Source organism: Rhizosphaericola mali, from assembly GCF_004337365.2.
In the GTDB taxonomy this organism is placed as follows: domain Bacteria; phylum Bacteroidota; class Bacteroidia; order Chitinophagales; family Chitinophagaceae; genus Rhizosphaericola; species Rhizosphaericola mali.
Map to the genome: position 1 here is coordinate 1,825,326 of NZ_CP044016.1, position 14,178 is coordinate 1,839,503.

General features: G+C 35.5%; 7 protein-coding genes. All 7 read right to left on the reverse strand.

The genetic code is table 11. The features are described 5' to 3' along the window. Nucleotides 1-7 precede the first annotated feature (7 nt). Nucleotides 8-1,582 (reverse strand): sodium:solute symporter family transporter, encoded by a 1,575-nt coding sequence (locus E0W69_RS07980; RefSeq protein ID WP_131329527.1) that lies wholly within the window; start codon nucleotides 1,580-1,582, stop codon nucleotides 8-10. Nucleotides 1,583-1,603: 21 nt separating this feature from the next. Beyond that, nucleotides 1,604-2,683 (reverse strand): Gfo/Idh/MocA family protein, encoded by a 1,080-nt coding sequence (locus E0W69_RS07985; protein WP_225321445.1) that lies wholly within the window; start codon nucleotides 2,681-2,683, stop codon nucleotides 1,604-1,606. 32 nt (nucleotides 2,684-2,715) lie between these two features. Continuing rightward, nucleotides 2,716-5,235 (reverse strand): L-rhamnose mutarotase, encoded by a 2,520-nt coding sequence (locus E0W69_RS07990; RefSeq protein ID WP_131329529.1) that lies wholly within the window; start codon nucleotides 5,233-5,235, stop codon nucleotides 2,716-2,718. Continuing rightward, nucleotides 5,236-6,099, reverse strand: a complete 864-nt coding sequence (locus E0W69_RS07995) for a sugar phosphate isomerase/epimerase family protein (protein ID WP_131329531.1) — start codon at nucleotides 6,097-6,099, stop codon at nucleotides 5,236-5,238. It abuts the gene before it with no gap. A 79-nt stretch (nucleotides 6,100-6,178) separates the two neighbouring features. Beyond that, nucleotides 6,179-7,582 carry an acetylxylan esterase gene (locus tag E0W69_RS08000; protein WP_131329533.1) on the reverse strand — a complete coding sequence of 468 codons (1,404 nt, stop codon included), beginning with the start codon at nucleotides 7,580-7,582 and terminating at the stop codon, nucleotides 6,179-6,181. Nucleotides 7,583-7,596: 14 nt separating this feature from the next. Then, the gene (locus E0W69_RS08005; RefSeq protein ID WP_225321446.1) at nucleotides 7,597-11,364 is read right to left on the reverse strand and encodes a family 78 glycoside hydrolase catalytic domain; all 3,768 of its coding nucleotides are present in this window, start codon (nucleotides 11,362-11,364) and stop codon (nucleotides 7,597-7,599) included. Then, a complete protein-coding gene (locus tag E0W69_RS08010) occupies nucleotides 11,361-14,156 on the reverse strand; it encodes a glycoside hydrolase family 2 protein (RefSeq protein WP_131329537.1) in 2,796 nt (931 codons plus the stop codon). Before E0W69_RS08010 ends, E0W69_RS08005 begins: the two co-directional genes overlap by 4 nt. Nucleotides 14,157-14,178 lie beyond the last annotated feature (22 nt).

Below are 14,178 nucleotides of genomic sequence, written 5' to 3' on the forward strand. Positions count from 1 at the left end.
ATGACAATTATCTAAATAAAATATATAGCAAAATCATTACAACACTTAACAATCCCCACATCCACTTGACAATATTATTTGGCTTAGCAATATGGACATTTGCATCTTCCGTGCTCGTTATTGGTTGTTTGTCCCATATACTAATGGCTAACGCTATCGTAATTAAGAGGATAAAAATACAAAAAGAAAGTAACAAATAGTGCGGCCAAAAGTGATATTTTCTGGCAGGTAAAACCCAAAGGTAAATAATACCAATACCCAAACTGATAAACGAACCCCATGAAAGCGTAAAATCTACCGCCTTTTTGGTTGTTTTTTTCCAAAAAACTGCCAATAGAAAAACAACAGTCAATGGAGGTGCGATAAATCCTAAAACCGCCTGAAAAATATCAAACAGTTTTAATCCTTTAATACTATCAATAGCCAATGCGACCAATATGGCAAACACACAACCTGCTAAAACGGTACGTCTACCGACCTTGATAATTTGTTCGGTTGTAGCATTCGGATTGATTTTTTTTACGTAAATATCCGTTGTAAATACAGTACTCAATGCGTTTAATGATGAACCAATAGTCCCTACCAATACAGCGATCAAGACAACCAAAACCAAACCATTTAATCCTGCGGGGAACAAATTGGTCACCATTGTCATGTATGCTTCATCCGCACTGTTCAGATGCGGATAAAGAATGGAACAAATAACACCGGGTAAAATAAATAAGGGAACAGACAATATCTTCAACCAACCAATAAAATTGACACCTAATTGTCCTTGTTTGAGATTACGTGCACCCAAAACAGATTGCACCATTGCCTGATCTGTACAGAAAAAAGCAATTGCGGAAACAGGATAACCTAAAAAAATAGCATACCAGGGATAATTGGGATCAGAAGCAGGCTTAAGCAAATGCCAATAACTAGAAGGTGTTTGGGCAAACAAATTGTTCCAGCCGCCAACTTTATTCAAACCAATAACGCACAGAATCAAAGACACTCCTATCAATAAAATCATCTGAAAAACATTGACTCTGGCAATTGCTTTGAGTCCGCCAGCCATTGTAAACAATCCTGCAAAAAGCACCAATACTATTACAGATTGCCACATAGGAATACCTAAAATCTGCCTTACCAAAAAACCACCTGCAAACAATCCTAAAGACAACCATGAAATCAACATCTTAACCATGGCATACCATGCTAGAATGTTCCGTGTTTTTTCTCCATATTTTTTGCCCATGAATTCTGGCATAGTTGTGACATTACTCGCCAAATAACGTGGCGCAAATACCAAAGCCAGCAGCATTAGAAAAACAAAAGCATACCACTCAAAATTACCGGCTACAATCCCAGTAGAGTAGCCAATACTAGCAAAAGCCAATAACATGGAAGGTCCTACATTGGTGCCCCACATGTTAAAACCGATTTTATACCAATTCAAAGACTTTCCTGCCAGAAAAAGATTTTCGTTCTTGTTTTTTTTTCCAAAACTAGCACGATAACCTATTACTAGCAATAGAACTAGGTAAACAACGACTATAATATAATCGACAGTCTGAAATTTGGATAATAAATGGCTCATACAATCGAGATTAAATTTGGACTACAAACCATATTGATTTAATATATCCTTTACAAAAACAGGTTTTTTAGTTTTTAAACTTTCATCCATTGCTTGCAGTAATGCGACGGTTCCAATTCCTTCTTTTATATCAGGAAAAGCCTTCTCTCCAGAAACAATCGCCGCAGCGAAATATTCCAGATAATTTTGATATTCTCCTGCATGATGCGATTGTCCTTCAAATCTAAAAAAATGATTCAACTCTTTATCTCCCCATGTTTGGGTTACTTGTTCACCGTCTTTATTGGTAATGGCATAACGCAGTTCATGATAGTCTGCCTGACTCGCCCCTTCTGTTCCTCTCAATATGCAACTCATTTCACTTTCTCTATAAGTAGGTTGTACCGGACCTGTGTAGGCACCACTAACTCGAGCTATACGACCATCCTTATTTCTAAAAATAAAATGCATGGTATCTTCATTTTTTAATCCAGCATTCTGTCCATTAGCACTAATCATTCCGTAACCCATCACCTCCTCTACTTCGGGCAAATACCAACGAATAAAATCAACTGGGTGACTCAATCCTCCATACAACCATTTAAAAGATGACTCTAATGCCCATTTTTTCTTTAAAAACCAACGGTGATCTGCATTATAATGACTTTCAATTGTGATCAGGTCACCAATAAGTCCATTTTCAAAATCTTGTCTTTGCTTTTTATACGGTTGAAAAAAGCGAGAACTTTGACCCACAAAAACACGTTTTCCTGTTGTTTCTTGTAGTTCTAATAGTTGTTTTGCATCTGCCAAATCATCAATAAACGGCTTTGTACAAACTACATGTTTGCCATGTTCCAAAGCTAATCTGATATGCGAAGCATGTAAATGATCCGGTGTATAAATAGCAATAAGATCAATAGTTTCATCCTTTAACAAATCTTCATATTTTGTTGTGTAATGATCGTATTGAAACTCTTTGCAACGCTGTTGACATAATAGTTCATTGGCATCACATATATTTTTTAAGTGAAGTTTTTCGCTTTTCAATACGGCAGACATGGTACTTCTACCCTCCCCCAACCCCAGTATCCCTACATTCAATATTTTTTCATTTTCCATAATTTTCGATGATATTTTGAGTAAAATCTATTTTAATATTCTTTCAACACAACCCATATTTCCCCCTTCTTAGTTCCTAGAATCCCTTCTTGGTATTGAGACATGAGTTTGTTCCATTCGACTACGCGTGGATTATTTTCTGTCGTTTTCGGATTCAGTTTGTCTAAATTCATTCCTTTTGGAATAGTAATGACCAACATCAACTGTCTTTCATTTTTAAATACCAATACTTGTTGAAAACTAGCATTACAAAAACCCTTAGAAACTTCTGGCCATTTTTCAAATTGCGATTGATGATAGTCAATATATTCTTGTTGCTTCGTAGGATCAGAAACAAGATTAGCAGTCATGACAATAGTTTTCACATCCTTTTGAATTTCTTTTGATTCACAATGTTCCTGAGATTCAAAATCATAAACTAAATCTTGGTAAACTTTAATGCTATTATTCGGAAACGCATTTTGCAATTGTCCTCTCAACACTGTCATATCCTGCACGAAACTATAAATTATCGTATGATTTTTCCATTGGTAAATGAGTGCGTCTTTAACACCTTTACTCAATAAAAAAGTGCGTAATGCTTTTACATTTATTTTTCGGTTATCCTCGCTTGTTAACTCCACTAATTCTTTACGTTCTTTGTTGATTTTTAAACCAATTGTACTAGTAGAGCTGTATTTTTTCAAATAAGAATACTGATCATCTAATCCAGCAGATGACTTGATTTGATTTTCAACTTGCGGACCGTTATTTGTCCAAATATTGTTAGGACCATTATTATTTTGCAAATATTTTTGACTCGGAGTCCAATTGTTGCGAATAGTTATACCCGAAGATCCTTCATCAGTATACAAATAAAACCAATGCGTTGGAAGGTGTGCGTAAGGTGCACTATAAATGCTATCAATATAATTTTTTTCAATTATAGTTCCTGCTTGTGCACTAAGCGTATAAATACCTGCACAATCATAGTTCGTCCGCCCGAAATGATGAATTTCATTTTGAGCAATAATATTATTTTCTAAAATACTTTTTTGTGGCGTCCATCCCCAACCGACACTAATACCAGAATAGGGAACGTTCTCGATTTCATTGTGTGCGATTTTTAAATTTCTCGCGTAACCAAATCCAATACCAACACATCCCCAATCCTCATTACCAATATCCGAAATTAAATTGTTTTCAACCTTTACATTTTGAACAATTTCATTTTGATTAGTTGTCAAATATGGACGATGAACCTCCAAACCATTTTCTCCAAAATAGCCACCCAAAATACCATTTCCTCCAATATCTTTTAAAACATTCCCTTTTAAAATTGAATTAACAACGCCAACTCTAGTATCCAAACCAGTGGAGGCTAAATGCATTAATTTGTTATTAGAAAATTCGAAATTGAAAGCATAAGAAATATCAATTGCAGACTTTGGTCTTCCAATCCAAGCTTGGTTGTCTAATTTAGGTTTTTCTTGCGTTCCTGCGGGTTTAAGTTTGTAGGCTTCCACCATATACATTCCTGTTTGATGCGGCACATGTCCTTCTTTTGATGGACGTAGCCAAGAACTATATTGAAAACTAATATTTTCAATTTTTAGATCATGTACTAGATTTTCAGGAGTACCTTGTATTTGCAACAGATTTTCCAATACAGGAATCACGACCTCAGCCGTTGCCATATCCTCATTAGTTAAAGGATAATAATAAATTTTCTTCGCACCTGCATCAAAAAACCATTCACCAGGTTCGTCTAATAGTTCTAAACTATTGACAAAATAATAAGCAGAATTTCCAGTTTCTTTGGACAACCAAGGCGATGGCCAAGGATGTTCATTTTGGATTTTACTTTCTGGCTCATGGAAAAAAACACGAACACTATCCTTCGTCATTTTTTCAAATTTACGTACACGCAAATTTGCCGTTTCCCACCATTGGTGAATAAAAAACTCCAATCCATTAGAAGCCATAAGCGTTCCAATATCTTTTGAAGAAACAATAGCAGTTCCTGTTTGTTTGTCCCAATTCAATACGCGCTGCATCATTGATCCAGTAGAGCTTTTAGCACGAACAGCCTTCTTTCCATTTACCCACATTTGCCTAAAATCGAAAGCTTCAATACTGATAGTATTCGGAAGGTCTGCAACCATTACCTTTCCCAATAATTTAGGATTTAAACCGTCTACATTATTTTTAACAGAAGTCCAGTTAGTAACTCGTACACCTCCACTCACAATAACTTCGTCATTTTCATTTGCTTTTATAGTCGTTATGGAATTGGGATTGCCACTATCTTCTGGTCTAATAATTATTGGTTCGTCTAGTTGGTAAGTACCTCCTTTTACGATTATATCAACACCTTTTAGAATTGACGAATCATTTAGCCGACGAAGGTTTCTGGCATTTCTTATCGCTTTACCAATAGTATTTAAAGGCGCTTGTTCAGAGCCTATCGCATTATCATTACCATCACTTGACACCCAAATTTTTACTTGGGAAAATCCAATACATGGCAACAACAAAAACAATCCAATACAATATGAAAAAAATCTTGACATCTATTGGAATATTGATTTCAAATAGGCGGCATTTGCTCCATAATTTCCTCTCACATCTTTTGGTTTGGAGGCATCACGGCTTCTTTCAATAACGAGCCAACCACTCCAACCCATTTTATCCAAAGTTTTTTTAACCTTTAGCATATTGATTTGAGGATCATTTTGTAACCAGACACTATCCTTATTGGAAGCGTGTATCATGGCAATATTGTTCTTGCCCAGTATTTTAAGTTCTTTGTATAGATCACGTCCTTCCTTAAGAGGATTAGAAAAATTGAAATAAATCTTGATTCCAGGAGAGTTAATTTCCTTCAAAAGTTGAACATCTCCTTTTGCATCTAATGCTGTTTCGATACCGATTACAACACTAGCATTTTGCGCTTGTTGTCCTGCCCATCTAAGTCTAGCAACAACTGAATCTCTTACACTTGGATTTTTTCTAAGATCACATTGTACACCAAGAGGAAGAAATGCGGTTTTCACACCCAGCTCCTTCATAGTTGTAATGCAATCCAATATAGATTTTTGATATTCTGACCTTCCACAAAAAGATTGTGCATAATAACCAGTCATTGCAATACTACAAAATTGAATATTATTCTCTTTCGCAGCTTTTAGGTAGGAATCTCTAATAGAATCAATACTCAATTTATTGTCAAAAGTCGGTCTTTGTCCAAGTCCTCCCATATCAACTTCTAATCCATCAGCACCAAGTTCGTGAGCCAATGTGATAGCACTTACTTTCTGTCTTTTTAAGAGCATTAAATCAATCAAACCGATCTTATACCTAGCATTTTCTTGGGCAAAAAGCACAGGTATTTCGAAAAAAAACAATATTGACAAGCATATCACTATTCTTTTCATATGGAACACATTCGTTATTAATTTGTACAAAATACATTTTATATTTTGAATAGTCAAAAAACTAATATTAAAATATTGCTTATTTGTAGTTGAGCATTAATTTCATCAAATTATCGCATCCTTTTATAGCGTTTATTGGAATATTTTGGCCCTTATCTCCAAAAACATACATCATATTTTCTTTTTCCACGGTTACAAAAGACTCGTCAACTACACTATTTTTTAAAATACTATTAATATTCAAACCTAAATATTTCGCCATAAAATTATAAACTGGTGTCCTTTTATTAATTCCAAAATCGTGCTTTTCATCTGGTAAATGGACATTCTGAACAGCATTTGTTTTACCAAAATAACCATAGATCTTTTGCAAATAAGGAAAGTCATGTTCTGGCATATTCGCAGTCCAATCACTACCATCCGAAATTAACAACTGCGGTCTCGGTGCCGCCATAGCCGCAATCTCCACATTATCCGTACCTCCAGCACAGAAATGTACAGGCATACCGCTCTCGCAAGGACAACCGCCATAAAAATAGGAACTGACTGAAACAACAGGAGAAGAAACTTTGATCCTATCATCCAAAGCCGTAGTCATAATCGTGAGCGTTCCTCCACCTGAACCACCCGTAATACCAACTCGATTATTATCTGCTTCTGGAAGTGTTAACAAATAATCCAAAATCCGAAAAGAAGCCAAGATCTGTAAAGGCATCGCAATGCTTTTCCGATGATCTTCATAGGGAAACTGCAGCATAGACTCACCCCATGCAAATAAATCATAGCTAAAAGCCATCGCTCCCATTTTTGCCAAGGCAGCACAACGATATTGACAGTCTGCACGATAACGTTGTTGTGGCCAGTGACCATCGGGATTTAGTATAATTGGGATTTTACCTTTTATAGTATTGGGTTTGTATAAGGAACCACAAAAATACACGCCTGGCAAAATTTCAACAGCGATATTGGATACCGAATAACCATCATATTTGCGTTCCTTTGTTTTGATCACAGAAACATTGTTGGACTTTGGAATTTTGTCAAGTTGTAAGGCATGCAACATTTCTTTTTTTAGAGAGTCCTTTCTTAATTCCCATTGTTGTTGATTATGATATTGAGAAGCAATTCTATCCAGTTCCGCCCAACCGTCTTTCAATGCCCAACGATAATATTCATAATCTTTGAGTTTGTATGTTTTGTCTTTTACTTTCTCCACTTTCATATCAAAAAGTGAAAGCACGTTCGACAAACTTGTTTCTACATCTGGTCTTAGTCTCCAATCTGCATAAGGCACGACTTTCCCTTCCACCATTTTGTCCTTATATTGGATAGTTACACCATATCGATTTTGAATTTCAACCAATACGGACTTTAAAGGTTTTGCATAATTGTGATCTGAGTCTTGTTGTGCATAAGTTACAGTTTGCAAGCAAATGCAAAACAAACCAACTATGAAAATTTTATATATATATTTTCCAATCATTTCAATATAAACTTTTAAGGTTTAACTACAGGCCATACGCCATCGACAATCTCATGTAACTCTAATTCGGCAGGATCAATTTCTACATGTTTGATACGTTCCCTACGCCAAGTATATACGATGTGTACCTTACCATCTTTAGATTGTATAAAAGATGGGTAAGAATATTGACTTATTGGTGAATCTTCCAAAACCAAAGCTGCATACCACTTAACTCCATCTTTGGAAATCGCAACATTCAGAGGCGTCCTTGCTCCTTTCCCTTTAGGTAATTTAATATCAGGCTTGACATGATTGTATACTAAAAGTTGCCAACCATTGCTTAGAGTAACTGCATCGGTACCCGAATTATTATTTGGCATAGAAGTCTGTGTCATAGGACTCCAACTATAACCGTTGTCCTTACTCCAAGATTCATTGATTGTTCGATTTTGACTTCTACACAATACTTGCAATCTACCATCTGAATATGTTAAAATACTTGGTTGTATGGCACTTATTGTTTTCCCATCATTGATGTTTTCAGATTTTGTCCAAGTTTTACCCCAATCTTTTGTGTATTCGAAATGAACTTTCCAACCATTATTTTCAGTACTTGAAGGACAAATCAAAGCATTGTTGACCAAAACGGGTTTATTTTTAATTGGACCAAGATATCCAAATGGCAAGGAATCGGGAACTGACCAAGTAATGCCATTATCAAAAGACCTTTTCATCCAACCTTTCCAACTGCCAACATTTGCACCTATTTTGTAAAAAAGCAACAACTCTTTTCCTGGAATTTGATACAGAACAGGATTGTAACAAGCGTATCTTAAGGAATCATTTTTAACACCATCGGCAACTGAATCGGGCGATGTCCATTTACCATCCTCTAGTTTGCTTGTGTAAATACAAACATCTTTATTTCCTTCCTTGGTACCGCCAAACCAAGAGGCAATTAGTCCCTTAGGTGTTTCCGCTATAGTAGAAGAATGACTTTCCGGAAATTTTACTTGTGTAAAAATGAACTCACTTTTCTTTATTCCCTTTTTGAAAGGAAAAGTCGACTCAAATCTGTAATTACCCGAACCAATCTTCAAAATTGCATATGCTCCATCCATTTTTACAAATGAAACATCTTTATTTCCTTGAATCGATTTTCCACTTTCTTTAATCCATTCCAAGGCGTATGCAGGTACTGAAATCTGAGCAGTTGTATTGGTAGGAACTGTAATGTCCCAACTAAATGAATTTATAGTTTTTATCCAATGGCTTTTTATTTCTCCATACACCGATTTATAAGACGCATTTACAGAATCCAAACCATCAATAATTTCAAGCTTCATGATGATCTTTTTGAATGCTATGGCCGAACTATCAGATTTAATTCCAGCAACATTTTCATATAACCATATCAAAAGATCCCCCAACAACATAACATGATTTTGAGAATTCATTTTGGGGGAAGCTGTATTTCCGTTCCATAATTCCCATATAGTCGAGGCTCCATTCTCGATCATATATCCCCAACTTGGATATGTCTTATTGGTAGCCAACGTATAAGAAATATCAGATCGACCAAATTGGTTAAGCGTACGCATAATCCATTGCGTACCAATAACGCCCGTTCCAATATGCATGTGATGGTCAATTTTGATTTTTTTGTAAACATTATCAAAAACCTTATCACGTAGACTATCCGGAACTATATTGAAAGATAAGGGAAGGATATTCGCTGTCAAAGAATTGTTATCATACAAAGCTTTTTTTGCATTCAAAAACTTCTTATTGAATGCTGTTTTTATATTGGAAGACAAATTATTGTAAAAAGAAGTATCCTTATAATTTTGCGACAAAATAGCAAAATCATACATAAACCTTAAAACCTGATAATAATAAGAACTCGCTATAAGTGTTCCATTGGTAGTCAAACTGGAATCTTGCGATTTTGTAATAAAAATATTTTCTGGAGGAACGCACCAATCTCCATATTTATCTCTAGCAATTAAGTTGTTCTTTACATAGGCGGAATCCATATACAAAACCCATTTTTTCATATTAGGATAATGCTTTTTGATTACTTCTACATCGCCATATTGACGATAAAGCATATTGGCAACAAAAAAATACGTAGAAGGCCAAGCAACATTATCTGTATAATAATTCCAATATGCAGGAGCTACATCAGGAATCGAACCTTTAGAGGTCTGTGCGTCTCGGATATCATCTAACCATTTCGTATAAAGATTTTTATTGTCGAAAAGAAAACTTTCGCCATAGGAACCAGTTGTACGATCACCCAACCAAGGTTGTCTTTCATTTCTCTGAGGACAGTCAACAGGCATACCCTTATAGTCCGAAGCAATTGTCCACCAAGCATTTTTGACAATTTGATTGATAGTTGCATTGGAAGTATTCAACGTTCCAACTGTTTGCATATCGTCATATACTAACTGCCCTTCAAAATCACCCAAACTAGGAGTCTGAGGATACCCTGAAACTTCCACATATCTAAAACCGTGATAAACAAAACTCGGCTGCCAAATTTCTTCCCCAACTCCTTTTGCAATATAGACATCCGTAGATCTAGCGTCACGAAGATTTTCGGTATAAATAGAACCATCTTTTTGCAAACTTTCAGCAAAACGCATAGTTATCTTATCACCGTTTTTTGCTTTCACTTTCAATTCAACCCAACCCGCGAAATTTTGACCAAAATCGACAACAAACTTTCCGTCAGATAATTTATGAATGTCAATTGGTTTGATTTTTTTCATCACTTTCATTGGAGCAGTCATCTGTGCAGTTAATAGACCTCCTGAAGAAGAAACTAGTTGCACTTTACTCCATTTTGCATCATCAAACCCTATTGTATTCCAATTTTTCCATTCTTTATTGGCATCATATTCTTCTCCATCATATTCATTAGCAGTTCTAATAGCGCCATCAGAATTATACTTCCATGACTTATTACTAGTAATAATTTCTTTACGTCCATCTGAGTATTCTAATTCTAACTGAAAAAGCAACTTCGGATATCCAAAATTGGCAATCTTTTTAGGCTTATAGTTCTGACGCATCGTAAAAAAACGACCATTGCTAAGAATAACACCAATAGCATTTTTACCTTTTTGGAGTATATTGGTCACATCAAACGTATTGTACAAAACCGTTTTACGATAATCGGTCGGCGCAGGCGCTAATACTTGATCACCAATTTTTTGTCCATTTATCGACAATTTATAAAGTCCAAGACCAGCAATATATATAGTTGCCCTTTTAATTTTATTTTCTTTCGTGGAAAATTCTTTTCTAAAATATCTAGCAGAAAGTCGTGACCATTGCGAAATACTATCCCAAGAAGAGGCTTGATCATAACCAATCCATTTTCCTTTCCAATCAGAATTATGAAGTAATCCAATATTGAAATATTGGAGTTTACTCCAAGAGGAGGCACCTTTATTAGTTGTAACTTTTACAATCCAATAAGCTTTTTGTCCAGATTGTAATTTTTTGCCAGAATATTTTATATAGTTGGAAACATCACCGATAATCTCATTAGAATTCCACAAGTCGGCTTTTTCCTGATTCAATTTGTCCGCACTACTTGCCACTAATATTTGATAAGAGACCTGTACTACATTGCGTTCTTTTGATATAATCTCCCAACTAAACGACGGTTGAGCCGTATTAATACCCAAAGGATTATTCAAATGTTCACATAACAAATTTACAGTAGTGATCTGTGCCGAACATTGCACAAACAAACCAAGAAATAATATATTCAGTAAAAATTTCATAATTTATCTAAATCTTTATCTTCAAAAAAATGACTAGAAGAAAAATTAAAATACAATCCTATTTTCAATGCACGACTACGATCATGATCATAGTCATATAAAATATTATCCAAACCCATTGGCCCCGTAGTTTCCCTAGTTTGCGTTTTATTACCAATGGACGGAATTCCTTGCATAAAGGAAATATCGCCTCTTGGAAAAAAAGTTTCGTAGTTATGCCATTCATCAGTCTTCCATGCAGGCGTAAAAAATCTTAAAAATAGATCTTCCGTATTAGTAGCAACGGCGAAACTTTCCTTATCTGTACTAAAAACACCACTGTAAAAATTGGAATAATAGCCTTTAAGTTCTGGATATAACCAAGTCTCACCGGTTTCGGTATTATTGTATTTTTTATCCCAAATTCCAAACCGGACACCTTTTAATCTGTTTTTCCAAACACGGTAAGGTCCATTTCCCAAATACTTCACGGAACGAATATCTTTTTCCGGAAAATCAAAATTGACCCCTAACATCTTAGAATGTAATGAGTCAGAGAAATATTCTACCTCCAATTTAATCCAACCATTCGTCTGAATCGTCCATTGAATAACATTAAAACTTTTATTTTTATCAAATTGCGAACTAACGATCAGGTTTCCCATATTATCATAACGATACGTAATATTGGAAAAGTTGGTGCTTCCTTCCTGAATGATTGGCCCGTTATCTAAAGGAATTAAACCTTTTGAGTTGGTTACTTTTTTGAGTAAGCCATTATTTTTATCAATCCAAATAGTTACGTCTTTTACTTTTATTTCAAATTGATTTTGGATACTATCAATAGTAACTTTGTTTTCTTCCGAATTCATTATTAATCTATTGGACAATAGCGTTGGAGAACTGATCGGAAAACTCCATGTGAATATTTCCAAGCCATATTGATCTTTGGCTGTCACATAAAGAATATCATAGTCTAACCAATGTTTGGGTAATGGCAATTTTAGTTTCCCTTTTTGCAATGGTGCAATAGCAGGAGCAATAGCAGTACCGGAAATATTTTGCAAACCAGACAATCCAAATTTGGACAATCGCCAAGTGAAAGAACACGATTTGATATTGGTAAAATGGTATCTGTTTTCAATTGTAAATACCCCATCAAACTCAGAAGTAATTTCCCTTTTTTCAAAAAAAACTGGACTCCAAATTTCCTTCACGGCATAGAAGCTACCTTCTTTCTCGTGATGTGGTCCAACTATACCGTCAGCACCACGGGACTTATCTGTATCCAAAGAATCATGCAAGTCTTTTCTTACGACTGCTTGATCCGCAAAATCCCATAGAAAACCTCCAGCATGTAGCGGATCGTTCCACATTTTATTCCAATAATCTTCCAAACCTGCACCGTGTCCACCATCAAATTGGCCATGCAGGAACTCCGTTGGCATAACGATTTCCCGTCCATTATCATAGTTACCAACACCATAGTTATATTGACGATAATGTTGCGTTTCTATCCCATTAAACAATTGCCAAGGATGAACTACTGGTCTTTTTTGCAAATCAAATTGTGTAAAAAGTGTATCCAAATCAAAATTATACCCTCCTTCATTACCATTGGACCAAAAAATAATAGATGGATGATTTTCATCATGGTCAATCATTTCTTTTAGAAGTTTGGAACCAATCTGTGTATTGTACATACCATGCCAACCAGCCAACTCGTCCATAACATAGAGTCCCAAGGAATCACACACATCCAAAAAATGATCATCTGGAGGATAATGACTCATCCGCACAGCATTCATGTTCATCTCTTTAATCAAAAGCACATCTTCGATACTGTTTTGTTTACTCATCGTACGACCGGTCTCCGGTCTGAATGAATGACGATTAACACCTTTGAATTTTATCTTGACACCGTTGACATAAATACCATCACGTTGTTTCAATTCAATCGTTCTAAATCCGAATTTTTTCGAAATTGTATGCAGGACTTTACCTTCTCTAATTATTGAAAATTCAGCTCGATAAAGATTTGGAAATTCAGAGCTCCATAGCTTAGGATTATTGATTTGAGTGGATAGTTGAAATAAAGAATCACCAATATTTTTTTGAGACAAATCTGTACTTTGTTGGACTATATTATTATTACGATCAAAAATAGTAAGCTGAATCTTGTCTTTTGTGTTTGTATGTACGAGTGCACTAAAAGTACCATTTGCTTTAGCATCAATCTGAACCTGGCTTATATTGATGTTTGGCAACGCTTCTAACCAAACCGGTCTAAAGATTCCTCCGAAAATCCAAAAATCACCCTCTCGCTCCGCGGCATTCACAGATTTATCAGCAGAATGTTTGGCAACCGTTACTTCCAAAATATTTGGACCTCCAATATGGAGAAGTTTAGTGATATTGTATTTAAACGCATAAAATGCTCCCTGATGAATGGAGCCTACAATTTTTCCATTTACCTTAACTTTCGCGTCGGTCATGACACCTTCAAATACAATATTAACTTGCTTGTTTTTCCAATCTTTGGGTACTTGGAAAGTATATTTATATAGTCCTTTTTCTTTTCCTTTCAAACTGTCTTTAGCAAAGCCGTAGTTATATTTCCCAAAACCTTGCAATTCCCAACAGGATGGCACACCAATTTTAGTCCATTTATTTGCATTCATTCCATCGGTACATAGGAAGTCCCATTGCACCATATCATCATTTCCTTTCCCTGACAGATATTGCACTTGAGTTTCCTGAGCGTGAACACTCATCAACCATAAAACACAAACTATAACTAAACGACTACGCATCCAGAACTATTAATTTCGAAAA

What these genes read in the sequence shown, in the direction of transcription:
- E0W69_RS07980 (WP_131329527.1), bottom strand. Translation starts at nt 1,582, where the DNA reads ATGAGCCATTTATTATCCAAATTTCAGACTGTCGATTATATTATAGTC.
- E0W69_RS07985 (WP_225321445.1), bottom strand. Translation starts at nt 2,683, where the DNA reads ATGGAAAATGAAAAAATATTGAATGTAGGGATACTGGGGTTGGGGGAG.
- E0W69_RS07990 (WP_131329529.1), bottom strand. Translation starts at nt 5,235, where the DNA reads ATGTCAAGATTTTTTTCATATTGTATTGGATTGTTTTTGTTGTTGCCA.
- E0W69_RS07995 (WP_131329531.1), bottom strand. Translation starts at nt 6,099, where the DNA reads ATGAAAAGAATAGTGATATGCTTGTCAATATTGTTTTTTTTCGAAATA.
- E0W69_RS08000 (WP_131329533.1), bottom strand. Translation starts at nt 7,582, where the DNA reads ATGATTGGAAAATATATATATAAAATTTTCATAGTTGGTTTGTTTTGC.
- E0W69_RS08005 (WP_225321446.1), bottom strand. Translation starts at nt 11,364, where the DNA reads ATGAAATTTTTACTGAATATATTATTTCTTGGTTTGTTTGTGCAATGT.
- E0W69_RS08010 (WP_131329537.1), bottom strand. Translation starts at nt 14,156, where the DNA reads ATGCGTAGTCGTTTAGTTATAGTTTGTGTTTTATGGTTGATGAGTGTT.